The organism is Pseudomonas sp. 9.2(2024) (genome assembly GCF_039695385.1).
GTDB lineage: Bacteria > Pseudomonadota > Gammaproteobacteria > Pseudomonadales > Pseudomonadaceae > Aquipseudomonas > Aquipseudomonas paraglycinae.
This window is the reverse complement of the sequence record NZ_CP155585.1, coordinates 5,206,172-5,229,138: the sequence shown is the minus strand read 5'-3', so window position 1 is coordinate 5,229,138 and position 22,967 is coordinate 5,206,172. Positions and strand designations below refer to the sequence as shown.

Sequence of the window (22,967 nt, the reverse complement as noted above, 5' to 3'; positions counted from 1 at the left end):
GATGCCTTGGGTCAACCACCTGCATTCCCCGACAGAGGATGTCGGGGAATGCAGCCGTTTTTAATGCTGCAGGATTTTCTCGAGGAAATGCTGCGCGCGTTCGGAGCGTTGGCTGATGTCGCCAAAGAACTCTTCTTTCTTGCAGTCTTCGATGATCTTGCCGGCGTCCATGAAGATCACGCGGTCGGCCACTTTACGGGCGAAGCCCATTTCGTGGGTCACGCACATCATGGTCATGCCTTCGTGGGCCAGTTGCACCATCACGTCGAGCACTTCGTTGACCATTTCCGGGTCCAGTGCCGAGGTCGGTTCGTCGAACAGCATGACGATCGGGTCCATCGCCAGCGCACGGGCAATCGCCACGCGCTGTTGCTGACCGCCGGACAACTGGCCCGGATGCTTGTGGGCGTGAGCCGACAGGCCGACACGTTCGAGCAGTTGCAGACCTTTCTTGGTGGCTTCCTCCTTGCTGCGGCCCAGCACCTTGATCTGCGCAATGGTCAGGTTTTCGGTGATGGTCAGGTGCGGGAACAGTTCGAAGTGCTGGAACACCATGCCGACGCGCGAGCGCAGTTTCGGCAGGTTGGTCTTCGGATCGGCTATCGATGTGCCGTCGACCACGATGTCGCCTTTCTGGAACGGCTCCAGTGCGTTGACGCACTTGATCAGGGTCGACTTGCCCGAACCGGACGGGCCGCAGACCACGATCACTTCACCCTTTTTGACCTCGGTGCTGCAATCGGTCAGCACCTGGAAGTCCCCATACCACTTGTTGATGTTCTTGATAGAGATCATACGGCGAACCTTTTTTGCAGACGCTTGACCAGCACCGAGGCGGCAAAGCTGATGGTGAAGTACACGAGACCTGCGAAGATCAGGAACTCATTCGAGCGGCCAATGATGTCGCCACTGGCGCGCGAGGCGTTGAGGAAGTCCACCAGGCCCACGGTGTAGACCAGCGAGGTGTCCTGGAACAGGATGATGCTCTGCTGCAGCAGCAGAGGGGTCATCTTGCGGAACGCCTGGGGCAGGATGATCAGGCGCATCATCTGGCCGTAGGTCATGCCCAGTGCCTGCGCCGCGCCCATCTGGCCTTTCGGAATCGACTGCACGCCGGCCCGGACGATTTCGCAGAAGTACGCCGCTTCGAACATCATGAACGCCACGATGCACGAGGTGAACGCGCCGATCGGAGTGTCTTCGCCGGTGATCCAGCGCAGCACGAACGGCACTGCCAGGTAGAACCAGGTGATCACCAGCAGCAGCGGGATCGAACGGAAATAGTTGACGTAGGCACCGGCGATGCTCGACAGCAGTTTGCTGTGGGACAGGCGCATCAACGCGAGGATGGTGCCGAGGATGATCCCGCCGACCACGCCCAGCGCCATCAGCTTGAGGGTCATCAGCATGCCGTTCCACAGGCCGGGAATGGCCGGAACGATGCCACTGAAATCGAATTCCATTATTTACCCCCCACGGAGATCAGGCCGGGCACGGCGACTTTCTTCTCGACCATGCGCATCAGCAGCATCAGGCTCATGTTGAGGGTGAAATAGATCAGGGTCGCCAGGGTGAAGGCTTCAAACAGGTTGGCCGAGAACTCGGCGGTCTGTTTGGTTTGCGCCAGCAGCTCCATCAGACCGATCAGGGACGCTACGGAGGAGTTCTTGAACACGTTCAGGAATTCCGAGGTGAGCGGCGGAATGATGATCCGGTAGGCCTGGGGCAGCAGCACGTTCCAGTAGATCTGCGGCAGCTTGAAACCCATGGCGCGGGCGGCGGATTCCTGGCCCCGTGGCAGCGCCTGGATACCGGTGCGAACCTGTTCGCAGACCCGGGCGGCGGTGAACAGGCCCAGGCACACGACAACGCTCAGGTAGGCCGAGGTGGTTGGGTTCAGGTCCTGCTTGTACCACTCCTGCAGATCCGGCGGCAGCAGATCGGGCACCAGGAAGTACCAGATGAACAGCTGAACCAGCAGCGGCACGTTACGGAACAGTTCGACGTAGCAGGTCGCGATGCCCGACACGATGCGGTTCGGCACGGTGCGCATGATGCCCAGCAGCGAGCCGAGTATCAGGGCGATGATCCAGGCCACGATGGCGATGGCGATGGTCCAGCCCAGACCGGAAATGAACCAGTCGAGATAAGTCTCGCTGCCCACGCCGGTGGACTTGAAGAACACGCCCCAGTCCCAGTTGTAATTCATTAGGGTCTCCCCTCGATTCGATCGATGTACAAGTGCCCGCCTGGGGAAGCTCCGTTCCCGCCCTGATTGTGAAAATCAGGCACACGCGATCGGCTCGACAGCCACCGGTTCGAGTGTTTCCAATAAATGCCAGCAGGGAGTGACCATCCCCTGAAAAGGCAGGCGCCTCCTCAGGGGATAAGGTTAGTCAGAAATCAGGATTTCTTGTCGTCAGCCGCTTTGTCGGTCGGATTGGCGATCAGGGCCTTGAGCTCGTCGCTCATCGGGAAGTTCAGGTTCAGGCCTTTTGGCGGAATCGGCTGCATGAACCATTTTTCGTAGATCTTGTTGATCTCGCCCGAGGCGTAGGTCGCCTTGATGGCGTCGTCGACAGCCTTTTTGAACGGCGCGTCGCCTTTGCGCATCATGCAGCCATAGATTTCGTACGACTGTGGCGTGCCGGTCACGGCCCAGTCGGAGGCTTTCTTGGCTTTGGCGGCTTCGCCGGCCAGCAGGGCGTCGTCCATCATGAACGCAACGGCACGACCCGATTCCAGCATCTGGAAGGATTCACCGTGGTCCTTGGCGGAAATCACGTTCATGCCCATCTGCTTGTCGGCGTTCATCGCCTTGAGGATGCGCTCGGAAGTGGTGCCGGCGGTGGTCACGACGTTCTTGCCTTTCAGATCGTCGAAATCCTTGTACTTGGAGTCAGCCTTGGACAGCAGACGGGTACCGATTTCGAAGATGCCGACGGAGAAGTCGACCTGTTGCTGACGCTCGACGTTGTTGGTGGTGGAGCCGCACTCGACGTCCACGGTGCCGTTCTGCACCAGCGGGATACGGGTTTGCGAAGTGACGAGGTTGTATTTGACCTGCAGGTTTGGCAGGTCAAGGTCTTTCTTGATCGCTTCGACGATGGCCAGCTGGATATCGTGGGAGTAGCCGACCGGCTTGCCGGAAGCGTCAGCGATGTAGGAGAAAGGAATGGAAGCGTCACGGTGGCCCAGGGTGATGACGCCGGACTCTTTGATCTTCTTAAGGGTGCCGGTGAGTTCGGCAGCGAAAACTGGTGTGCTGATCAGAGCGGCAGCAATGGCTGCGCCCAGGATATGGGGAACGATGCGCATCAAATTTTCCTCGACATTGTTTTTTTTATGGAGCCGGTTGAGCGGGCCCTTTGTACTTCGAATGCCTGACGGCTCCTGTTGTGTTGGCGCAACAGGCATTCGTCGAAGGAGTGTAGAGCATGAGTCGTGCCAGACCAGTCGGTGCAGGTTAATTCATTGATTTATAACGTTATTAAAGTTTTGTGATGGTGTTTTTTCGTCAATCTGATCCGGTTAACCGAATTGACCGTCAGGTCGCGTTCGGAAAACCGAACGTCCTCGTTGCGCCTTGTTTTAGCCTGAATGCAAAAGCCCCTGAATCTTTCGATTCAGGGGCTTTTTGTTCGGCGACTAACGAATCAGGCCGCTTCGATCTTGCTGCGGTTCTGCTCGACCTTGTTCAGGTATGCCGCCAATCGCTCTTGCTCGTTCGACGTGGTGAACAGGCCCAGTTTGCTGCGACGCCACAGGATGTCGTGCGCCGTGGTGGCCCACTCTTCAGTGCACAGGTAATCGACTTCACGGGTGTAGAGCCCGCCACCGATGTGTTCACCCATGTCGGCCAGGGTGTCGACGCCTTCGAGCATGCGCCAGGTGCGGCTGCCGTAGGTGGTGGCCCAGCGGCGTGCAATTTCGGTCGGCACGAAGTCAAACTTGTCGCGGATCAGCGCGCTCAGGGCCTGTGGCGTGGTCATGTCCTCGCCGCCGGGCAGGGTGGCGGTGGCCGTCCAGCTCGGGCGCATCTGGGTGAAGTACGGCATCAGCTGCGCCATCGCTGACTCGGCGAGCTTGCGATAGGTGGTCAGCTTGCCGCCGAACACCGACAGCAGCGGCGCTTCTTCGGTGCTGCCGGACAGCGCCAGGGTGTAGTCGCGGGTCACGGCCGAAGGGTTGTCGGACTCGTCGTTGCACAGCGGACGTACGCCCGAGTAGGTGTGAAGGATGTCGTCACGGCTGATCTGCTTCTTGAAGTGGGCGTTAACCACTTTCAGCAGGTAATCGGTTTCGCCGTCGGTGATCGCCACTTTGGCCGGATCGCCGGTGTATTCGCGGTCGGTGGTGCCGATCAGGGTCAGGTTGTTCAGGTACGGAATGGTGAAAACGATGCGCTGATCTTCGTTTTGCAGGATGTGCGCGTGATCGCCTTCGTACAGTTTCGGCACGATGATGTGGCTGCCCTGGATCAGACGGATGCCGTACGGCGACTCCATCTTCAGGTCGTCACGGATGAACTTGGCGACCCACGGGCCGGCGGCGTTCACCAGCGCTTTGGCGGTGATCGAAAACAGGCTGCCGTCGGCGCGTTCCAGGTTCAGGTGCCACAGGCCCTTGGCGCGGCGGGCGCTGACGCAACGGGTCTGGGTGTGAATGTGCGCGCCTTTCTCGCGGGCGGCCATGGCGTTCAGAACCACGAGGCGGGCGTCGTCGACCCAGCAGTCGGAGTATTCGAAGCCTTTGCTGATTTCACTTTTCAGTGCGCTGTCGGCGCCGAACTTCAGGCTTTTCGAGCCTGCGAGTTTTTCGCGCTTGCCGAGGTGGTCATAAAGGAACAGGCCCGCACGGATCATCCACGCCGGACGCAGGTGCGGGCGGTGCGGCAGCACGAAGCGCATCGGTTTGACGATGTGCGGGGCCTTGGCCAGCAGCACTTCGCGTTCGGCCAGGGCTTCGCGCACCAGACGGAATTCGTAATGTTCGAGGTAGCGCAGGCCACCGTGGATCAGCTTGCTGCTGGCCGACGAGGTGTGGCTGGCCAGATCGTCCTTTTCGCAAAGGAACACCGAAAGACCGCGACCGGCGGCATCCGCTGCGATCCCCACGCCATTGATCCCGCCGCCGATGACGGCGATGTCGTAGATCTCGGAGATAGGGGGCGTACGCAAGGTAGATGTGGACATCGGCTGGCCTCGGGCTCTTTTGATTTTCTGTCTTGGAAATCGAACATGAATGTTCATTTGCGAAAATGGTAGCCCATAAAGACGCGCGCAGCCAGTCGACTTCGATTGAAAAAACTCATCGAAGGACGGGTAAAAGAAAATTTTCGAACATAAGATGCGCGTTAGAGCACTGATCGTTGCACGCAGAGCTGACTGATCGTTCCCACGCTCTGCGTGGGAGTGCATACATTGACGCTCTGCGTCGGCTTCTGAATGGGACGCAGAGCGTCCCGGGCGGCATTCCCACGCAGAGCGTGGGAACGAGAATTCACCGGGAGGGAGTTATATGCGGGAGGGGGGTTAAACGACTTCCAGACGAATCTTGTGCTGGCTCAGCAGTTGCGCCAGGGCGGGCACCGGCTGCTGATCGGTCACCAGGCAATCGATCAGACTGATCGGGCCGAGGCGGATCATCGCATTACGGCCGAACTTGCTGGAGTCCGCCGCCAGGATCACCTGCCGGGCATTGGCGATGATCGCCTGGGACACCCGCACTTCCTGGTAATCGAAGTCGAGCAGGCTGCCGTCTTCGTCGATACCGCTGATGCCCACCAGCGCAAAGTCGACCTTGAACTGGTTGATGAAGTCCACGCTTGCCTGACCCACCACACCGCCGTCGCGACGCACGTTGCCGCCGGTCAGCAACACATCGAAATCATCCTTGGCGCTGAGCATCGAAGCGACGTGCAGGTTGTTGGTGATGATCTTCAGATGGCTGTGATTGAGCAGGGCGCGGGCAATCGATTCGGTCGTCGTGCCGATGTTGATGAACAGCGAGGCGTGATCGGGAATCTGCGCGGCGATGGCTTCGCCGATGCGTTGCTTTTCATCGCGCATCTGATCGGCGCGCATCGCGTAGGCGGTGTTTTCGACGCTGGAATCATAGGCGGCGCCGCCGTGGTAGCGACGCAGCAGATTGGCTTCCGCCAGTTGATTGATATCGCGGCGGATGGTTTGCGGGGTAACAACGAACAGCGTGGCCATTTCCTCGATGCTCACATAGCCGCGTTCGCGGACCAGTTCGAGGATTTGCTGCTGACGGGGAGGCAGATTCATGGGGCTTCCTTTGGGCTGCCGTGCAAAATTTGCCCATGATGCCGCAGGAATCCGCTCCCTACCAGTTACAACAGGTTACGAGTACTCAGCTTGGCTTATTCAGCGTCTTCACGTTCCCAGTCGCGGGTGCGGCTGACGGCTTTTTTCCAGCCTTTATACAGTTTCTCTTTTGCCGCTTCGTCCAGGCTCGGTTCGAACTCGCGTTCGATCACGGCCTTGCCGCGCAGTTCTTCCAGGCTGCCCCAGAAACCGCACGCCAGGCCTGCCAGATAAGCTGCGCCGAGCGCCGTGGTTTCGCGCATTTTCGGACGCTCGACCTGAGTGCCGAGGATGTCGGCCTGGAACTGCATGAGGAAATTGTTCGCTACAGCACCGCCGTCCACACGCAGGGCCTTGAGGCGTTCGCCGGAGTCCTGTTGCATGGCGTCGAGGACGTCGCGGGTCTGGTAGGCAATCGATTCCAGTGCGGCGCGGATGATGTGATCCACACGCACGCCACGGGTCAGGCCGAACAGGGCGCCACGGGCATACGGGTCCCAGTAGGGAGCGCCGAGGCCGGTGAAGGCTGGCACCAGATAGACGCCGTTGCTGTCCTTCACTTTATTGGCGAAGTATTCGGTGTCGTGGGCGTCGTTGACGATTTTCAGTTCATCGCGCAGCCACTGCACGGTCGAACCGCCGTTGAACACAGCGCCTTCCAGTGCGTAAGCCACTTCGCCGCGTGGGCCGCAAGCGATGGTGGTCAGCATGCCGTGCTGGGATTTCACCGCTTTGTCGCCGGTGTTCATCAGCAGGAAGCAACCGGTGCCGTAGGTGTTTTTCGCCTGGCCCGGCTCGACGCACATCTGGCCGAACAGCGCGGCCTGCTGGTCGCCGGCGATACCGCCGATGGCGATGCCGCTTTTGGTGCGACCGTAGATTTCCGAGGAGGCTTTGACTTCCGGCAGCATCTCGCGCGGGATGTCGAGGATCTCCAGCATCTTCGCGTCCCACTCCAGCGTGTGGATGTTGAAGAGCATGGTGCGCGAGGCGTTGGTGTAGTCGGTGACGTGGACCTTGCCGCCGGTAAATTTCCAGATCAGCCAGCTGTCGACAGTGCCGAACAGCAGTTCGCCGTTGCGCGCGCGCTCGCGGCTGCCTTCGACGTTATCGAGGATCCACTTCAGTTTGGTGCCGGAGAAGTACGGGTCGGTGACCAGACCTGTGGTGTCGCGAATGTAGTCTTCATGACCGTCGCGCTTGAGCTGCTGGCAGATCTCGGTGCTGCGGCGGCATTGCCAGACGATCGCGTTGTACACCGGGCGGCCGGTGGTCTTGTCCCAGACCACGGTGGTTTCACGCTGGTTGGTGATGCCGATGGCAGCGACCTGATCGTGATGCAGACCGGCCTGGGCCAACGCTTCGACCATTACCGCGCTCTGGGTGGCGAAGATTTCCATCGGATCGTGTTCGACCCAACCGGCTTGCGGGTAATGCTGGGCGAATTCGCGTTGTGCGGTGCAGACCACGTTCGCGTCGCGGTCGAAAATGATCGCGCGGGAGCTGGTCGTACCCTGATCGAGGGCAATGATGTAGTTCTTATTCTGAATGTCGGTCATGTCGATTGCCTTGGACGAAATAAGGGAGAGTGGGCCGTGGCGCGGGCTCTAAAGGGCAGGAGCCCGCGCCGACTGTTTCAAGAAGTTCTTGGTTTGCCGTCAATGGCCGGTTCTGCATCCTTTGTAGCAGGTGTGGCGCCGGTCAGGTGACGGGCAATCAGCCCGCGATACCCGGCAGCGCCGAGGCAGGCACCGACAATCGGTGCAAAAATCGGAATCAGGAAGTACGGGATTTCACGTGCGCCGGTGAAGGAAATTTCACCCCAGCCGGCGAAGAAAGTCATCAGTTTCGGACCGAAGTCCCGGGCCGGGTTCATCGCGAAACCGGTCAGCGGGCCCATCGAACTGCCGATCACGGCAATCAGCAGACCGATCAGCAGCGGCGCCAGCGGGCCTTTCGGCAGGCCGTTGTTGTCGTCGGTCAGGGACATGATCACGCCCATCAGGATCGCGGTGATGATCACCTCGACCAGGAACGCCTGGGCAGTCGACAGCGCAGGGTTCGGGAAGGTGGAGAACACCGACGCCAGTTCGAGGCTGGCTTCAGTGCCACGAACCATATGGTGAGTTTGTTCGAAATCGAAGAACAGGTTGCTGTACAGCGTGTAAACCAACAGAGCGCCGCAAAAGGCGCCGGCGACCTGGGCCAGAATGTAGAACGGCAGTTTTCGCTTTTCGAAGTCGGCGAAAATGCTCAGGGCAATACTGACGGCAGGGTTCAGGTGCGCGCCGGAAACGCCGGCGGTGAGGTAGATCGCCATGCTGACGCCGACGCCCCAGATGATGCTGATTTCCCACAGACCGAAGCTGGCGCCCGCGACCTTGAGCGCGGCGACACAACCCGTACCGAAAAAGATCAGAAGTGCAGTACCCAGAAACTCGGCCAGGCACTGGCTCGAGAGCGAAGGTTGCTGTAACGCAGTTGTCATTGAAAACCTCGGTTTTTGTTGTTGTCTGGCGCGTTGCCGACAGGGCAAGGCGCGATTTTCGCCGAGGCAGGATCCCCATCCTGTTCCCGGTTTACTGCTGGGTGCTGCGATGACGATAATTCTTACATTATTCAGATTCGAAAAAATATAGACAAGAAACAAACCTGTCAAAGGTCGAAAGTGAACCGTCAGTCACAAATAAACTATCAGTCACGTGAATGATCCTGCGGGTCACCCGTCTCGCACGATTGTTATCGGCCTGCAAACCCCGGGAAACGTGGCGCGTGGTAGAGCCTTTTGCACAGCGATGGCCTAAAATCCGCCGCAGGTTTTTTTTGCCACTGCCGAGCCCGGAGCTGCCATGACCCCTGCGTTGGACTTGTTGAAAAAAGTTCGTGCCGAACATCGCGTGCACAGTTACGAACATGACCCGAAGGCCGCGTCGTATGGCCTGGAGGCCGCGGAGAAACTGGGGCTCGATCCGGCGCAGGTGTTCAAGACGCTGCTCGCGGCGAGTGAGAAGGGTGAGTTGCTGGTGGCGGTGGTGCCGGTCGTCGGAAGTCTCGACCTCAAGGGGCTTGCCCATGCCGCCGGCGTGAAAAAAGTCGAGATGGCCGACCCGGCCGCCGCGCAGCGTTCCACTGGTTACCTGCTGGGCGGCATCAGCCCGCTGGGGCAGAAAAAACGCCTGCGTACCTTCATCGATAACTCGGCCCAACCTTTTGCGACCATTTATGTCAGCGCCGGTCGGCGCGGGCTGGAAGTGGAACTGGCGCCGGCGGTATTGGCGGAACACACTCAGGCGAAATTTGCCGACATCGGTCGCCCTTGAAGTCTGTATGAAGAAAATTGGCCGGCACTGTCACTGGCGCTGATCCGGCCGGCGCTGCATGCTCGTTCGACTGACACAGGGAGAAGGTTATGCAGCTCGAGTTTCATCAGGTCGACGCGTTCAGTGATCGACCGTTCAGTGGCAATCCGGCAATGGTCTATCGGCTCGACGCGTGGCTCGCGGACGAACTGATGCAGAAGATCGCCGCCGAGCACAATCTGGCGGAAACCGCGTTTCTGGTGCGCGAAGGGCAGGCGTGGCACATCCGCTGGTTCACGCCGACCACCGAGGTGCCGCTATGTGGTCACGCGACCCTGGCCAGCGCCTATGTACTGTTCGAGATCTATAAGGAAAGCGCCGAGCGTCTGGACTTCACCTGCAAGTCCGGGCCGTTGAGCGTCAGCCGCGAGGGTGGCAGGTTGTGGCTGGATTTCCCGGCCATCGAAGCGGTGGAGAAAGGCGTCACCGTGGAGATCGAACGGGCGCTGAATGTTCAGGCGGTGGATGTTCTGAGTTCCAACGAGCTGTTCGTGGTGCTGGAGTCCGAGCAGGCGGTGCTTGATTGCCAGCCGGACATGGTCGCCCTCGCCAAGCTGCCTTGGCTGGGTGCGATCGTCACCGCCCGGGGCAATCAGCATGATTTTGTCTCGCGCTATTTCGCCCCGGCCATCGGCATCAATGAAGACCCGGTGACCGGCTCGACACATTGCAGCCTGATTCCGTACTGGTCGAAACGTCTGGGCAAATCCAGCCTCACTGCATGCCAGCGTTCGGCGCGGGGTGGTGAACTGTTCTGTCAGCTGGAAGGCGAGCGGGTGAAGATCGGCGGGAATGCGACGCTGGTGGCCAGCGGCACATTGATGCTGGGCTGAAGCCAAAAAACAAGGGAGCCATCAAGCTCCCTTATTATTTGTGTGCAGATCAGTGCGCGGTGCTGTAACGGCGAACGCCGTTTTCCACCGCCGGAATCTGTGCAGCGGTGCTGCCGGAGGCCTGGAACAGCACCAGATGTTCCGCTGCCACCCGAATCCCGACATCTGCCCCTACCTGATGGTCGGCATGGCTCGGGAAGATCGATTCCAGCTGTGCGCCGGTCGGCAGTTGCAGGCGATACAGGGTCGAGGCGCCGAGGAAGGTCTTGCCGACGATCCGCGCTTTCAGCGCACTGTCCGGCGCGTAAACGATGTCGTCCGGACGCAGCAGCACATCCACCGCGCCACCGATCGGCCAGGTGTAGGCGCGATTGCCGCGCAGTTCGCCGAGTTCGGTCTGCACCGATTCCGGGCTGCCCAATTGGCCGCGAATGAAGTAACCCTGACCGATAAAACTGGCCACGTACGGCGTCGCCGGCTCGTGATAGAGGTTGTACGGCGTGTCCCACTGCTCCAGCCGGCCTTCCTTGAACACGCCGACGTGGTCGCTGACGGCGAAGGCTTCTTCCTGGTCGTGGGTCACCAGAATCGCGCTGGTGCCACGGGCCTTGAGGATGTCGCGCACTTCATGGCTGAGCTTGCGGCGCAACTCGCCATCGAGGTTGGAGAACGGCTCGTCGAGCAGCAACAGTTGCGGCTCCGGCGCCAGGGCGCGGGCGAGGGCGACACGTTGCTGCTGGCCGCCGGACAGTTCGTGGGGGAAGCGCTTGCCGAGGTTCTTCAGGTTGACCAGTTCCAGCAGCTCTTCGGTGACGCGCTCCTTGTTCGGGTGCTTGCGGATTCCGAAGGCGATGTTGTTCGCGACACTCAGGTGCGGGAACAGCGCGTAGTCCTGGAACACCATGCCGATCCGGCGTTTTTCCGGGGCGAGGGTAAAACCGGCGCTGGAGATGACCTCACCGCCGAGAGAAATTTCCCCTTCGTGCACCGGTTCGAAACCGGCAATCGCACGCAGTGTGGTGGTCTTGCCGCAGCCCGAGGAGCCGAGCAGGCAACCGATGTCGCCGGCGTTGAGGTGCAGATTGAGGTTCTGCACCACACGTTGATCTTGATAGCCGCAAGCGAGGTTGCGCAGGTTCAGCAGTAATTCATGACTCATGCGTGGTGATATGCCGGTTCGACGAGGAACTCGAGCAGGGCCTTCTGTGCGTGGAGACGGTTTTCTGCCTGATCCCAGGCGACGGAGCGCGGATCATCGAGCAGGTCGAGGCTGATTTCCTCACCGCGGTGAGCGGGCAGGCAGTGCATGAATAGCACGTCATCGGCAGCCAGGTCGAGCAGGGCGCGGTTGACCTGAAACGGCGCGAACAGTTTGAGGCGCTTGGCGGTTTCCTCTTCCTGACCCATGGAGGTCCAGACGTCGGTGCTCACCAGATGCGCGCCGCGCACGGCGTCTTTCGGGTCGCGGACGATGGTTACGCGATCACCGGCCTTGGCCACGAATTCAGGGTTTGGCTCATAGCCTTCCGGGCAGGCCACGCGCAACTGGAAGTCGAACTGGATCGCCGCTTCTATATAGCTGTTGCACATGTTGTTGCCGTCGCCGATCCAGGCCACGGTCTTGCCCTGGATCGAGCCGCGGTGTTCGAGGAAGGTCTGCATGTCGGCCAGCAACTGGCACGGATGCAGGTCATCGGACAGGCCGTTGATCACTGGCACGCGGGAGTTGGCGGCGAATTCGGTCAGGGTGCTGTGGGCAAAGGTACGGATCATCACTGCGTCGAGCATGCTCGACATGACGATGGCGCAGTCGCCGATCGGCTCGCCACGGCCCAGCTGGGTGTCGCGCGGCGACAGGAAGATCGCCTGGCCACCGAGCTGGATCATGCCGGCCTCGAAGGAGATCCGGGTACGGGTCGAGGATTTCTCGAAGATCATCCCCAGGACGCGGTTTTTCAGAGGCTCGAACAGTACGCCGCGGTTACGCAGGTCCTTGAGCTCAACGCCTCGACGGATCACGCTGACCAGCTCTTCGGGCGTGCAATCCATCAGGGAGAGAAAGTGCCTTGCGCTCATCATTGACTACCTTTTTGCTACAAACCGCAGATGCTCAAAGCCTTGTTTATCGGAACAACGGGCGAGACCTGCGGCGTAAGCCGCACGGGGGCGACGAAATAGGGGAAGGCGCGATATTGACACTAAATGTCGCGTTTTTCCAATAGGCTACGGTTTTTGCAGAAATGTGCCGGAGTGAGAACAGTGCGAACACTGTGATTTCCGGTCAGTTTTCGAGAGGGCAGCGAGGCATTTGTACACTGGCCCCACCGGGCTTGGCAATCCGGCGCGGCGGGGATGGCACAGCCCTGGTCGGTTTGCGACCGATGAGCCACTGGTTCGCTTGGTCGGATGCGCAGGTTGAAACATTTGCTAAAGCAAAGTGCTGGGTTATAAATAAATCACGAGCGACGCAGGAAGCCTCCGCATGGAATCGAAAGAAAAACTGTTAATGGAACTGCTGGGCCACACGGCACGCTCATTGACCCACCTTACCGCCTCGATGACCTCGATGTCCTTCGAACTGCTGCGCAGCGATGACGACGTGGTCAAGGCCGCCAGCCGGCAGATGATCGACCGCATGGCGACCATCAGCGCCGGGCTCGACGAGCATTGGCGACTGATCGGCGAACTCACCGGCGTCCACGTCGCCCACGAGCAGATCGAGACCATCCAGGAAATCCAGCTGGCCACACCGCCCCAGCTTCCGGCGAACTGACGCGTCTATCGGCGGGCCTGATGGCCGCCGATTCACAAGACGAACGTCGCTGGCGCTGCACCGGGTCGCGGGCCATAGTTTTGTTCCCGCAGGCGTGATTGCCTGCCCAGAACAAGACAGAGACTGGCCATGACCAAGACTCTCCATCACCGTGCCTGCCACCTGTGTGAAGCCATTTGCGGCTTGACCATCGAAACCACCGAAACCGACGGTCAGGTGCAGATCACCTCGATCAAGGGCGATGCGCTGGACACGTTCAGTCGTGGACACATCTGCCCCAAGGCCGTGGCGCTGCAAGATATCCAGAACGATCCGGATCGCCTTCGCCAGCCGATGCGCCGGGTCGGCAGCGAATGGCTGCCGATCGAGTGGGACGAAGCGTTCGAACTGGTCGCCGAAAAACTCTCGGCGATTCAGGAGCGTCATGGGCAGAACGCGGTCGCCGTGTATCAGGGCAACCCCAGTGTCCACAACTATGGGCTGATGACCCACAGCAATTACTTCCTCGGCCTGTTGAAAACCCGCAACCGCTATTCGGCGACGTCGGTCGATCAACTGCCTCATCACCTGACCAGCTACTTGATGTACGGCCACGGCCTGCTGCTGCCGATCCCGGATATCGATCACACCGATTTCATGCTGATCCTGGGCGGTAATCCGCTGGCGTCCAACGGCAGCATCATGACCGTGCCGGATGTCGAGAAGCGTCTTAAGGCGATCCAGGCCCGAGGCGGCAAAGTGGTGGTGGTCGATCCACGGCGCAGCGAGACGGCGGCGATGGCCGATCAGCATTTGTTCGTGCGCCCCGGTGGCGATGCGGCGTTGTTGTTTGGTGTGCTCAACACGTTGTTCAGCGAAGGGCTGACGTCTGACAGTCATTTGCCGGTGGACGGCCTGGATGAGGTTCGCGCTGCGGTGGCGGGGTTCACCGCTGAAGCCATGAGCCCGTTGTGCGCCGTTCCCGCCGAACAGATCCGCCAGCTGGCCCGGGACTTCGCCGCCGCGCCAAGCGCCGTTTGCTACGGCCGGATGGGCGTTTCCACTCAGGCTTTCGGCACGCTGTGCCATTGGGTCGTGCAGTTGATCAATCTGGTCACCGGCAACCTCGACCGCGTCGGCGGTGCCTTGTGCACCGAGCCGGCGGTGGATCTGGTGGCGTCGACTTCGGGTGGACACTTCAATAAATGGCAGAGCCGCGTGTCCGGGCGTCCTGAGTACGGCGGCGAGTTGCCGGTCTCGGCGCTGGCCGAAGAAATGCTCACAGAAGGCGAGGGGCAGATTCGCGCGCTGGTTACCGTGGCTGGCAATCCGGTGTTGTCCACGCCCAACGGCCGGCAGCTGGAGCAGGCGCTGGACGGGCTGGAGTTCATGGTCAGCGTCGACCTGTATATCAATGAAACCACGCGCTATGCCGACCTGATCCTGCCATCGACCTCGGCGCTGGAGAACGATCACTACGACACCACCTTCAACCTGTTCGCGGTGCGCAACGTCACCCGGTTCAACCGGGCAATCCTCGCCAAACCCGAAGGGGCGCTGCACGACTGGGAAATTTTCGTCGGCCTGGCCAAGGCCTTTGCCGCGAAGACCGGCAAGGAGCTGAAGCCAACGATGCCGCCGGCGAAGATGATCGACATGGGGTTGCGCATGGGTTTGTATGGCGATGCATCCGAGCACAAATTGTCGCTGGCGACGCTGTTCGATCATCCTCACGGCGTTGATCTGGGAGCGCTGAAACCCAACCTGACACCGCGATTGAAGAGCGCCAATCAACGAGTTCAGGCGGCGCCGCCGGAAATCCTCGCTGACTTGGCGCGCTTTGCCGCTTTGCAGGCACCGGCCGCCGATGAGCTGTTGATGATCGGCCGCCGTCATGTGCGCAGCAACAATTCGTGGATGCACAATTACCATCGTCTGGTGAAGGGCAAGCCGCGTCATCAGCTGTTGATGAACCCGGACGATCTCGCCAGTCGCGGGCTCAGTGATGGTCAGCTTGTGCGCGTGAGTTCACGGGTCGGGCAGATCGAGGTCGAAGTGCTGGGCAGTGCGGACATGATGAAGGGCGTGGTCAGCCTGCCGCATGGATGGGGCCATGCCCGGCCGGGCGTGCAGATGGCGATTGCCAGCGGTCAGCCGGGCTCCAGTGCCAATGACCTGACCGATGAATGCCAGCTCGACGAGCTGTCAGGCAACGCGGCGCTCAACGGCGTGCCGGTGACGGTGGCGGCGGCTTGAGCATGTCTGTCGGGGAGACCGAGCAGCGCGCTCGGGATTCCGTTACAATGCGCCACCGTGCCGACCCATGAGTCGGAAAGTTCAGCCGAGGTGCTCCATGGATATCATCGAAACGATTAAAGAGCAGATTGCCAACAACACCATTCTGCTTTACATGAAAGGCTCGCCGAATGCCCCGCAGTGTGGCTTCTCCGCGAAAGCTGCGCAGGCTGTGATGGGCTGTGGCGAGAAGTTCGCCTACGTCGACATCCTGCAGAACCCGGAAATCCGTGCCAACCTGCCAAAGTACGCCAACTGGCCGACTTTCCCGCAACTGTGGGTCGGCGGTGAACTGGTCGGCGGCAGCGACATCATGGCTGAAATGTTCGCCAACGGTGAGCTGCAGACTCTGGTCAAGGAAGCATCCGCCAAGGCTGCTGCGGCCAAGTCCGAAGCCTGATTGGCTTCTGCCCGGGTTTCAGCCAGTCTGAAATCCGGGCAATAAAAAGCCCCGCCTCTTGAAAGAGGGCGGGGCTTTTTAGTGTCTCGAGTTTAGCGCTGGCTAATTACTCGTCTTCGCCCATCTGCGATTGCAGATAGTTCTCAAGACCGACTTTATCGATCAGGCCCAGTTGGGTTTCCAGCCAGTCGATGTGTTCTTCCTCGGATTCGAGGATGTCTTCGAGCAGTTCGCGGCTGCCGAAGTCACCGACGGATTCGCAGTGGGCGATGGCGGCCTTCAGATCGGCGTGGCCGGTCTTCTCGATACGCAGGTCGCACTCCAGCATTTCCTTGGTGTGCTCGCCGATGTGCAGCTTGCCCAGATCCTGCACGTTCGGCAGGCCTTCGAGGAACAGGATGCGCTTGATCAGCTTGTCCGCGTGCTTCATCTCGTCGATGGATTCGTGGTACTCGTGTTTGCCGAGCTTGTTCAGGCCCCAATCTTCATACATGCGTGCATGCAGGAAGTACTGATTGATCGCGACCAGCTCATTGGCAAGGATCTTGTTGAGATGCTGGATGACTGTTACGTCGCCTTTCATGATGGGAGTCCTGCCCTAAGTAACGGTATATAAGGCAGAGTTTGAGCTTGGTATTTATAAGTGTCAAACCTAAGTTATTGAATAATAAATGAAAATTAATCGGAATAAGAATGTTTGTGTTCCGCGTCTGGGCGCTAAGCAGTTGATTTTCAGGCATAAAAAAACCGGACTTAAGTCCGGTTCTTCGAAATCGGGGTAATTATGCGGCGGTAAATTCTGCCGGGTAGGGGATCGCAGCCTGGGCGGTTTGCAGCTTGGTCAGGGTTTCGCGAACCACTTCCTTCGCCAGGCACGCACATTTGCCGCATTGGCTGGCTACGCCGGTGGCCTGGCGGACTTCTTTATAGCTGCAGCAACCTTCATAGATCGCTTCGCGGATCTGTCCGTCGGTGACGCCAGTGCAGAGGCAAACATACATAAGTGAGAACCGTCGCTGGTTGTGACTCAATTGCGATGGATCTTAATGTTAACGAGAATGATTGTCAAAGTGCTTTCCCAGTGGTTTTCATCGCCAACGCCTGTGACTGACGAACGGTGGTACATGGCCGGATGCCAGCCGGGATTTCGCGAAAAACCTTTGAGGACAGTCGAAAAACGCAGTGTATGATGGTCGGCCCTTGCGAAGGGGGTTCGTGTCACAGGGCTGTCGCCTGAGGGTGGCAGGCTGGCCCGAACCCTGAACTTCAAGTTTTTACACCAGGAGATATCAATGAGCGTACTCGTAGGCAAACAAGCCCCTGACTTCACCGTCCCGGCCGTACTCGGCAATGGCGAGATCGTTGACAGCTTCACCCTGTCCTCGGCCATCAAAGGCAAATACGGCCTGGTGTTCTTCTACCCGCTGGACTTCACCTTCGTCTGCCCGTCCGAGCTGATCGCTCTGGACAACCGCATGGCCGACTTCAAGGCACGCAATGTAGAAGTGATCGCCGTGTCGATCGACTCGCACTTCACCCACAACGCCTGGCGCAACACTCCGGTCAACAATGGCGGCATCGGTCAGGTGAAATACACCATGGCTGCCGACATGAAGCACGACATCGCCAAGGCCTACGACGTTGAATCCGAGGGCGGCGTGGCTTTCCGTGGCGCGTTCCTGATCGACGACAAAGGCGTTGTCCGCTCGCAGATCGTCAACGACCTGCCGCTGGGCCGTAACATGGAAGAGCTGATCCGTCTGGTCGACGCTCTGCAATTCCACGAAGAGCACGGCGAAGTCTGCCCTGCCAACTGGAAAAAAGGCGACAAAGGCATGAACGCTTCGCCAGAAGGCGTTGCGGCTTACCTGACCGAGAACGCTGCTGCCCTGTAAGGCGCAACGTCGAGGTACAAAAAAACCGGCCCATGTGGCCGGTTTTTTCATGAATGGAAGAAACCCGACGAGTATCAGTCGTCGAAGTCTTCCCAACCGCCCATCTGTTTCCACCGGTTGACGATGCCGCAGAACAGCTCGGCCGTCTTCTCGGTGTCGTAACGCGCAGAGTGCGCTTCACGGCCATCGAAGTCGATATCGGCTGCCTGACAGGCCTTGGCCAATACGGTTTGACCGTAAGCCAGACCGGCGAGGGTCGCAGTGTCGAAGCTGGAGAATGGGTGGAACGGGTTGCGCTTCATGTCCAGCCGCGCGACAGCGGCGTTGAGGAAGCCCAGGTCGAAGCTGCTGTTGTGGCCGACCAGAATCGCCCGCTTGCAGCCGTTGGCCTTCAAGGCCTTGCGCACGCCACGGAAGATGTCGGTCAGCGCTGTTTCTTCGCTGACGGCCATGCGCAACGGGTGATCGAGCTTGATCCCGGTGAACTCCAGCGCCGCCGCTTCAACGTTGGCGCCTTCGAACGGCTCGACGCGAAAGAAGTAGGTGTGATCCGGGTAGACGAAACCCTTTTCATCCATGGCGATGGTGGTCGCGGCAATCTCCAGCAGAGCGTCGGTGGCCGAGTTGAAACCACCGGTTTCTACGTCGACGACAACCGGCAGGTAGCCGCGAAAACGTGCTGCCATTGGATGGCGCGAACCGCCGCCACCTTGACCGTCCAGTTCGTCGTCGAAATGGTCTTCACTCACGCGTGTTCCTCCAGCAGGCGCCAGCGCAGTTTTTCACCGGCGCGCAGCGGGATAACGGTCAGCTCGCCGAAAGGCAGGCTGGTCGGGGCGGTCCATTCGTCACGAACCAGGGTGATGCGATCGGTGTTCGCCGGTAGGCCGTAGAAACGCGGGCCGTTGAGGCTGGCGAAGGCTTCGAGCTTGTCCAGCGCATTGCGCTGTTCGAAGGCTTCGGCATACAGCTCGATGGCGGCGTACGCGGTGTAGCAGCCGGCGCAGCCGCAGGCGGCTTCCTTGGCGTGCTGGGCGTGCGGCGCCGAGTCGGTACCGAGGAAGAACTTCGCGCTGCCGCTGGTGGCAGCGTCGAGCAAAGCTTCCTGATGGGTATTACGCTTGAGGATCGGCAGGCAGTAGAAGTGCGGCCGGATCCCGCCCACCAGCATGTGGTTGCGGTTGTAGAGCAGGTGATGCGCGGTGATGGTCGCGCCGACGTTGGCCGAAGCCTCGTTGACGAACTGCACGGCGTCGCCGGTGGTGATGTGTTCGAACACCACTTTCAGCGTCGGGAAACGCTCGACCACGCGACGCATGTGCTCGTCGATGAAGATTTTTTCGCGGTCGAACACATCGACGTCGCCACGGGTGACTTCACCGTGGATCAACAGCGGCATGCCGACTTCGGCCATGGCTTCCAGCGCCGGGAAAATCTTGTCGATGCTGGTGACCCCGGAATCGGAGTTGGTGGTGGCGCCGGCCGGGTACAGCTTGGCGGCGTGCACGAAACCGCTGGCCTTGGCCTCACGGATTTCTTCGGGCTGGGTGCGGTCGGTGAGGTACAGCACCATCAGCGGCTCGAAACGACTGCCGGCCGGGCGGGCAGCGAGAATCCGCTGGCGATAGCCGTCGGCTTCAGCGGCGTTGCGCACCGGAGGTACCAGGTTGGGCATGATGATGGCGCGACCAAAGGTGCGCGCGACATCCGCAACGGTATTGGTCAACACGGCACCATCGCGAAGATGAATGTGCCAGTCGTCGGGACGCAGCAGGGTCAGGCGGTCGGACATGAGGGGATTCCAGGCGGGTCAAACTGAGGCGAATGCTACCGGAAAAGACTCTTGCAGGCACTCGCTATCAAGTTTTGCGACGAGCGTCCGATATCCCATAGGTATGCCGTAAAGATGTATGTCTCGGTCTTTTTTGTTGTAGAAGCCAATGGAGCCTCCCGTGCGCCAGCGATATTTAGCCTTGCTCAGTGTGTTTGCCAGCCTTCCCGCGATGGCACTGACCTACCAGACCCGTCTGGAGAACATTGAGTGGACGGTCGAGGGTGACAAGTTCGAGTGCCGTCTGACGCAGCCGATCACCGACTTCGGCTCGGGGCAATTCGTGCGCAAGGCCGGCGAGCAGGCGACCTTCCGCCTGAACGCCTACAACGCCATGCTCGGCGGCGGTTCGGCGACCCTGCTGGCAGCGGCTGCGCCGTGGCAGCCGGGACGTGGCGACATCAATCTGGGCACGGTTCGACTGGGCAGCGGCAACGTGCTGTTCAACAGTTCTCAGTCCCAGGCCGGGCAACTGATCAGCGGGCTGATGGACGGTCGCAGCCCGGTGGTACGCCGGGCATCGGGCGATGGTCGGGTGTCGGAAGTGCGCCTGTTGCCGGTCAAATTCAGCAAAGCCTTCAACGACTATCAGACCTGCGTGGCGAAACTGCTCCCGCAGAATTTCGATCAGGTCAAACAATCGCAGATCGGCTTCCCCGGCGAAGGCATCGAACTGGACGCCGCCGCCAAGGCCAAGCTGCAAGTGATGCTCGAGTACATGAAGGCTGATCCGACGGTCAATCACATCGAACTCGACGGCCACTCGGACAACAGCGGCAATCGCCTGACCAATCGCGAACTGTCGCGCCGCCGCGCGCTGGCGGTGGTCGACTTCTTCAAGGCCAATGGCATCCAGGAATCGCAGATCACCGTGCGTTTCCATGGCGAACGCTACCCGTTGGTGCCGAACACCAATGCCGCCAACCGGGCCAAGAACCGTCGGGTCAACGTACACCTGGCGCGGGTGGCACCGACTACCGCGCCAGCGCCTCAGGCCAGCACGCCTGCCAACACTGCGGCGACTTCCTGACCTGCCGGTCATCGTCGCCCTCTCGACAGATTCTGTCGCTTTGTCGTCTTAAGCTGTCGCGCCTCTGTAAATTATCGCGTTTGAGCGGTAGACTCCTCGGCTTTCCGTAGAACCCCGTGGAGTGATGGCATGGCGGACGTAAACAAGGTCGTTCTGGCGTATTCCGGCGGCCTGGACACTTCGGTGATCCTCAAGTGGCTGCAGGATACTTATAACTGTGAAGTCGTGACCTTCACCGCTGACCTGGGTCAGGGCGAAGAAGTCGAGCCGGCTCGCGCCAAGGCGCAGGCCATGGGCGTCAAAGAAATCTACATCGACGACCTGCGCGAAGAATTCGTGCGTGACTTCGTGTTCCCGATGTTCCGTGCCAACACCGTTTACGAAGGCGAGTACCTGCTGGGTACTTCCATCGCGCGTCCGCTGATCGCCAAGCGTCTGATCGAAATCGCCAACGAAACCGGCGCCGACGCCATTTCCCACGGCGCGACCGGCAAAGGCAACGACCAGGTCCGTTTCGAACTGGGTGCCTACGCACTCAAGCCAGGCGTGAAAGTGATCGCCCCTTGGCGCGAGTGGGACCTGCTGTCCCGCGAGAAGCTGATGGACTACGCCGAGAAGCACGCGATCCCGATCGAGCGTCATGGCAAGAAGAAATCCCCGTACTCGATGGACGCCAACCTGCTGCACATCTCCTATGAAGGCGGCGTGCTGGAAGACACCTGGACCGAGCACGAAGAAGACATGTGGCGCTGGACCGTCTCTCCGGAGAAGGCTCCCGACACACCGCAATATCTGGAACTGACCTACCGCAACGGCGACATCGTTGCGCTGGACGGCGTTGAAATGACCCCGGCCACCGTGCTGGCGACGCTGAACAAGATCGGTGGCGAGCACGGCATCGGCCGTCTGGACATCGTCGAGAACCGTTACGTCGGCATGAAGTCCCGTGGCTGCTACGAAACCCCGGGCGGCACCATCATGCTGCGCGCTCACCGCGCCATTGAATCGATCACCCTGGACCGCGAAGTCGCTCACCTCAAAGACGAGCTGATGCCGAAGTACGCCAGCCTGATCTACACCGGTTACTGGTGGAGCCCTGAGCGTCTGATGCTGCAACAGATGATCGACGCCTCCCAGGTCAACGTGAACGGCGTAGTGCGCCTGAAGCTGTACAAGGGCAACGTGATCGTGACCGGCCGCAAGTCCGACGATTCGCTGTTCGACGCCAACATCGCGACCTTCGAAGAAGACGGCGGCGCCTACAACCAGGCCGACGCGGCGGGCTTCATCAAGCTCAACGCGCTACGCATGCGCATTGCTGCCAACAAGGGCCGCAAGCTGTTCTGAGTCCATCGGGACTTGATGTGAAAAAACGGCCTTGTCTTAATGACAAGGCCGTTTTTTTTGGTGTTTCTTTTTCGACCTGATTGATATCGGTCAGCGTTCCCGTCTTCATCGGCTGTAGATCTTGCATTGCATGGATGTCGCGCTCCGCGTTCTATTTTTTAAAACTTTCCCAATACGGAAATGTTAGATGACTGGGTGTTGTAAATACTAAAGTACGTTGTTCCTTGTGGCGTTTTCGCCTGTTTTGCTGATCTGGCGACATGTTCATTGAGTAAAATGTCCGACACTGCGTCAGTTAAAAAAAGGAATAATCGGGGCGAATGCTTGTTTGGGTGTGGGATTTTTTCCAGTAGCTCCTCTATTTTCAGAGTCGTGTTTTTCTGTCGAGCATCAATGATGTACACCTCGCTCAACGGTTTCGGTAGTTTTATTGGGTATGACCCGCTATTGACGTGTTCGCAGGGTACTTCGGGTGGGTGGGTAGTTGTTTCCTCGAAAGCCTTCAGGAAATTCTTGTCATTATCAAAATCCGAAGGTGCATATAGTGCGCGATAGTTAAAGTTGAGTGTGATGAAAAATAGAAGCAGCAGGTAGAAAGGAAAGGTGATCAGAAACCAGACGTAGATTTCCCGTTCATTGTTATTGAGGAATGGCAGGGAAACGGCAGCGGAAGTCTCTGATATAAATGCAAAGATGGCGATAACGCTGATCGGGTTGGGTATCTTCTTGTTGAGTTTTAGCATGTTATTTACTCATGGTTTTAGTCTTTCTCGTTGTCTTGGGTTGGGTGGGTGTGAAATGACTGGGTCAGTCTGAGGTGTGTTTTTTGTGTTTATATTAATTCTCGTGTTTGCGATACCGATAAGTTGTATCTGCTGTTTTTTTTTGTGCTCGAT

The 22,967-nt window shown here is 59.3% G+C and carries 23 protein-coding genes; 8 read left to right on the top strand and 15 right to left on the bottom strand.

The window, feature by feature from the left end; translation table 11 throughout:
• Nucleotides 1-60 precede the first annotated feature (60 nt).
• From ABFB52_RS23510 to ABFB52_RS23475, 8 genes are all read right to left on the bottom strand, one after another.
• The gene (locus tag ABFB52_RS23510; protein WP_007953170.1) at nucleotides 61-795 is read right to left on the bottom strand and encodes an amino acid ABC transporter ATP-binding protein; all 735 of its coding nucleotides are present in this window, start codon (nucleotides 793-795) and stop codon (nucleotides 61-63) included.
• On the bottom strand, nucleotides 792-1,463 hold the full coding sequence (locus ABFB52_RS23505) for an ABC transporter permease subunit (protein WP_007953172.1): 672 nt from the start codon (nucleotides 1,461-1,463) through the stop codon (nucleotides 792-794). Before ABFB52_RS23505 ends, ABFB52_RS23510 begins: the two co-directional genes overlap by 4 nt.
• Nucleotides 1,463-2,209 (bottom strand): amino acid ABC transporter permease, encoded by a 747-nt coding sequence (locus ABFB52_RS23500; protein WP_085745278.1) that lies wholly within the window; start codon nucleotides 2,207-2,209, stop codon nucleotides 1,463-1,465. The genes ABFB52_RS23505 and ABFB52_RS23500 overlap by 1 nt, the downstream gene beginning before the upstream one ends.
• A 194-nt stretch (nucleotides 2,210-2,403) precedes the next feature.
• Nucleotides 2,404-3,318 (bottom strand): glutamate/aspartate ABC transporter substrate-binding protein, encoded by a 915-nt coding sequence (locus ABFB52_RS23495; protein ID WP_039765825.1) that lies wholly within the window; start codon nucleotides 3,316-3,318, stop codon nucleotides 2,404-2,406.
• A 338-nt stretch (nucleotides 3,319-3,656) separates the two neighbouring features.
• Nucleotides 3,657-5,195: a glycerol-3-phosphate dehydrogenase gene (gene glpD, locus ABFB52_RS23490; RefSeq protein ID WP_085745277.1), complete on the bottom strand. Its 1,539-nt coding sequence runs from the start codon at nucleotides 5,193-5,195 to the stop codon at nucleotides 3,657-3,659.
• A gap of 339 nt (nucleotides 5,196-5,534) precedes the next feature.
• Entirely contained in the window at nucleotides 5,535-6,290 is a 756-nt protein-coding gene (locus ABFB52_RS23485) for a DeoR/GlpR family transcriptional regulator (RefSeq protein WP_007953179.1), read from the bottom strand.
• Between the two features lie 95 nt (nucleotides 6,291-6,385).
• Nucleotides 6,386-7,888: a glycerol kinase GlpK gene (gene glpK, locus ABFB52_RS23480; RefSeq protein ID WP_039765827.1), complete on the bottom strand. Its 1,503-nt coding sequence runs from the start codon at nucleotides 7,886-7,888 to the stop codon at nucleotides 6,386-6,388.
• A 77-nt stretch (nucleotides 7,889-7,965) separates the two neighbouring features.
• Nucleotides 7,966-8,817 (bottom strand): MIP/aquaporin family protein, encoded by an 852-nt coding sequence (locus ABFB52_RS23475; RefSeq protein WP_007953183.1) that lies wholly within the window; start codon nucleotides 8,815-8,817, stop codon nucleotides 7,966-7,968.
• Nucleotides 8,818-9,178: 361 nt separating this feature from the next.
• Here ABFB52_RS23475 and ybaK point away from each other — a divergent pair, with 361 nt between their 5' ends.
• Together ybaK and ABFB52_RS23465 are read left to right on the top strand one after the other, a co-directional pair.
• Nucleotides 9,179-9,649, top strand: coding sequence for a Cys-tRNA(Pro) deacylase (ybaK, locus tag ABFB52_RS23470; protein ID WP_007953184.1), 471 nt, complete (start codon nucleotides 9,179-9,181; stop codon nucleotides 9,647-9,649).
• A gap of 89 nt (nucleotides 9,650-9,738) precedes the next feature.
• On the top strand, nucleotides 9,739-10,521 hold the full coding sequence (locus ABFB52_RS23465) for a PhzF family phenazine biosynthesis protein (protein ID WP_102718075.1): 783 nt from the start codon (nucleotides 9,739-9,741) through the stop codon (nucleotides 10,519-10,521).
• 49 nt (nucleotides 10,522-10,570) lie between these two features.
• Here ABFB52_RS23465 and ABFB52_RS23460 read toward each other — a convergent pair whose 3' ends face one another.
• Together ABFB52_RS23460 and argF are read right to left on the bottom strand one after the other, a co-directional pair.
• Nucleotides 10,571-11,680 (bottom strand): ABC transporter ATP-binding protein, encoded by a 1,110-nt coding sequence (locus tag ABFB52_RS23460; protein WP_129973289.1) that lies wholly within the window; start codon nucleotides 11,678-11,680, stop codon nucleotides 10,571-10,573.
• Entirely contained in the window at nucleotides 11,677-12,597 is a 921-nt protein-coding gene (gene argF / locus ABFB52_RS23455; protein ID WP_039765834.1) for an ornithine carbamoyltransferase, read from the bottom strand. The genes ABFB52_RS23460 and argF overlap by 4 nt, the downstream gene beginning before the upstream one ends.
• 406 nt (nucleotides 12,598-13,003) lie before the next feature.
• On the opposite strand from argF, the gene ABFB52_RS23450 reads away from it, so the two are divergent.
• The 3 genes from ABFB52_RS23450 to grxD all read left to right on the top strand — a co-directional run bounded on the left by ABFB52_RS23450 (nucleotide 13,004) and on the right by grxD (nucleotide 15,968).
• The gene (locus ABFB52_RS23450; protein WP_129973290.1) at nucleotides 13,004-13,294 is read left to right on the top strand and encodes a hypothetical protein; all 291 of its coding nucleotides are present in this window, start codon (nucleotides 13,004-13,006) and stop codon (nucleotides 13,292-13,294) included.
• A gap of 129 nt (nucleotides 13,295-13,423) precedes the next feature.
• Complete coding sequence (locus ABFB52_RS23445; protein WP_129973291.1) at nucleotides 13,424-15,529, top strand: molybdopterin oxidoreductase family protein; 2,106 nt, start codon at nucleotides 13,424-13,426, stop codon at nucleotides 15,527-15,529.
• Between the two features lie 97 nt (nucleotides 15,530-15,626).
• Nucleotides 15,627-15,968: a Grx4 family monothiol glutaredoxin gene (gene grxD / locus ABFB52_RS23440; RefSeq protein ID WP_003227729.1), complete on the top strand. Its 342-nt coding sequence runs from the start codon at nucleotides 15,627-15,629 to the stop codon at nucleotides 15,966-15,968.
• A gap of 106 nt (nucleotides 15,969-16,074) precedes the next feature.
• On the opposite strand, the gene bfr is transcribed toward grxD, so the two are convergent.
• Nucleotides 16,075-16,551, bottom strand: coding sequence for a bacterioferritin (gene bfr, locus ABFB52_RS23435; protein ID WP_011335740.1), 477 nt, complete (start codon nucleotides 16,549-16,551; stop codon nucleotides 16,075-16,077).
• Between the two features lie 199 nt (nucleotides 16,552-16,750).
• Nucleotides 16,751-16,969 (bottom strand): bacterioferritin-associated ferredoxin, encoded by a 219-nt coding sequence (locus tag ABFB52_RS23430; RefSeq protein WP_007953193.1) that lies wholly within the window; start codon nucleotides 16,967-16,969, stop codon nucleotides 16,751-16,753.
• A 291-nt stretch (nucleotides 16,970-17,260) separates the two neighbouring features.
• On the opposite strand from ABFB52_RS23430, the gene ABFB52_RS23425 reads away from it, so the two are divergent.
• Complete coding sequence (locus ABFB52_RS23425; RefSeq protein ID WP_007953195.1) at nucleotides 17,261-17,863, top strand: peroxiredoxin; 603 nt, start codon at nucleotides 17,261-17,263, stop codon at nucleotides 17,861-17,863.
• 74 nt (nucleotides 17,864-17,937) lie between these two features.
• On the opposite strand, the gene rnt is transcribed toward ABFB52_RS23425, so the two are convergent.
• Together rnt and pyrC are read right to left on the bottom strand one after the other, a co-directional pair.
• On the bottom strand, nucleotides 17,938-18,612 hold the full coding sequence (rnt, locus tag ABFB52_RS23420; protein ID WP_007953196.1) for a ribonuclease T: 675 nt from the start codon (nucleotides 18,610-18,612) through the stop codon (nucleotides 17,938-17,940).
• Nucleotides 18,609-19,655 carry a dihydroorotase gene (gene pyrC / locus ABFB52_RS23415; RefSeq protein WP_039765844.1) on the bottom strand — a complete coding sequence of 349 codons (1,047 nt, stop codon included), beginning with the start codon at nucleotides 19,653-19,655 and terminating at the stop codon, nucleotides 18,609-18,611. Before pyrC ends, rnt begins: the two co-directional genes overlap by 4 nt.
• Nucleotides 19,656-19,815: 160 nt before the next feature.
• Between pyrC and ABFB52_RS23410 the strand changes: the two genes are divergently transcribed.
• Complete coding sequence (locus ABFB52_RS23410) at nucleotides 19,816-20,724, top strand: OmpA family protein (RefSeq protein ID WP_007953200.1); 909 nt, start codon at nucleotides 19,816-19,818, stop codon at nucleotides 20,722-20,724.
• Nucleotides 20,725-20,853: 129 nt separating this feature from the next.
• On the top strand, nucleotides 20,854-22,071 hold the full coding sequence (locus ABFB52_RS23405; protein WP_007953201.1) for an argininosuccinate synthase: 1,218 nt from the start codon (nucleotides 20,854-20,856) through the stop codon (nucleotides 22,069-22,071).
• 158 nt (nucleotides 22,072-22,229) lie between these two features.
• On the opposite strand, the gene ABFB52_RS23400 is transcribed toward ABFB52_RS23405, so the two are convergent.
• Nucleotides 22,230-22,814: a hypothetical protein gene (locus ABFB52_RS23400; protein WP_102718072.1), complete on the bottom strand. Its 585-nt coding sequence runs from the start codon at nucleotides 22,812-22,814 to the stop codon at nucleotides 22,230-22,232.
• Nucleotides 22,815-22,967: the final 153 nt, after the last annotated feature.

What these genes read in the sequence shown, in the direction of transcription:
- ABFB52_RS23510 (WP_007953170.1), bottom strand. Translation starts at nt 795, where the DNA reads ATGATCTCTATCAAGAACATCAACAAGTGGTATGGGGACTTCCAGGTG.
- ABFB52_RS23505 (WP_007953172.1), bottom strand. Translation starts at nt 1,463, where the DNA reads ATGGAATTCGATTTCAGTGGCATCGTTCCGGCCATTCCCGGCCTGTGG.
- ABFB52_RS23500 (WP_085745278.1), bottom strand. Translation starts at nt 2,209, where the DNA reads ATGAATTACAACTGGGACTGGGGCGTGTTCTTCAAGTCCACCGGCGTG.
- ABFB52_RS23495 (WP_039765825.1), bottom strand. Translation starts at nt 3,318, where the DNA reads ATGCGCATCGTTCCCCATATCCTGGGCGCAGCCATTGCTGCCGCTCTG.
- glpD (WP_085745277.1), bottom strand. Translation starts at nt 5,195, where the DNA reads ATGTCCACATCTACCTTGCGTACGCCCCCTATCTCCGAGATCTACGAC.
- ABFB52_RS23485 (WP_007953179.1), bottom strand. Translation starts at nt 6,290, where the DNA reads ATGAATCTGCCTCCCCGTCAGCAGCAAATCCTCGAACTGGTCCGCGAA.
- glpK (WP_039765827.1), bottom strand. Translation starts at nt 7,888, where the DNA reads ATGACCGACATTCAGAATAAGAACTACATCATTGCCCTCGATCAGGGT.
- ABFB52_RS23475 (WP_007953183.1), bottom strand. Translation starts at nt 8,817, where the DNA reads ATGACAACTGCGTTACAGCAACCTTCGCTCTCGAGCCAGTGCCTGGCC.
- ybaK (WP_007953184.1), top strand. Translation starts at nt 9,179, where the DNA reads ATGACCCCTGCGTTGGACTTGTTGAAAAAAGTTCGTGCCGAACATCGC.
- ABFB52_RS23465 (WP_102718075.1), top strand. Translation starts at nt 9,739, where the DNA reads ATGCAGCTCGAGTTTCATCAGGTCGACGCGTTCAGTGATCGACCGTTC.
- ABFB52_RS23460 (WP_129973289.1), bottom strand. Translation starts at nt 11,680, where the DNA reads ATGAGTCATGAATTACTGCTGAACCTGCGCAACCTCGCTTGCGGCTAT.
- argF (WP_039765834.1), bottom strand. Translation starts at nt 12,597, where the DNA reads ATGAGCGCAAGGCACTTTCTCTCCCTGATGGATTGCACGCCCGAAGAG.
- ABFB52_RS23450 (WP_129973290.1), top strand. Translation starts at nt 13,004, where the DNA reads ATGGAATCGAAAGAAAAACTGTTAATGGAACTGCTGGGCCACACGGCA.
- ABFB52_RS23445 (WP_129973291.1), top strand. Translation starts at nt 13,424, where the DNA reads ATGACCAAGACTCTCCATCACCGTGCCTGCCACCTGTGTGAAGCCATT.
- grxD (WP_003227729.1), top strand. Translation starts at nt 15,627, where the DNA reads ATGGATATCATCGAAACGATTAAAGAGCAGATTGCCAACAACACCATT.
- bfr (WP_011335740.1), bottom strand. Translation starts at nt 16,551, where the DNA reads ATGAAAGGCGACGTAACAGTCATCCAGCATCTCAACAAGATCCTTGCC.
- ABFB52_RS23430 (WP_007953193.1), bottom strand. Translation starts at nt 16,969, where the DNA reads ATGTATGTTTGCCTCTGCACTGGCGTCACCGACGGACAGATCCGCGAA.
- ABFB52_RS23425 (WP_007953195.1), top strand. Translation starts at nt 17,261, where the DNA reads ATGAGCGTACTCGTAGGCAAACAAGCCCCTGACTTCACCGTCCCGGCC.
- pyrC (WP_039765844.1), bottom strand. Translation starts at nt 19,655, where the DNA reads ATGTCCGACCGCCTGACCCTGCTGCGTCCCGACGACTGGCACATTCAT.
- ABFB52_RS23405 (WP_007953201.1), top strand. Translation starts at nt 20,854, where the DNA reads ATGGCGGACGTAAACAAGGTCGTTCTGGCGTATTCCGGCGGCCTGGAC.
- ABFB52_RS23400 (WP_102718072.1), bottom strand. Translation starts at nt 22,814, where the DNA reads ATGCTAAAACTCAACAAGAAGATACCCAACCCGATCAGCGTTATCGCC.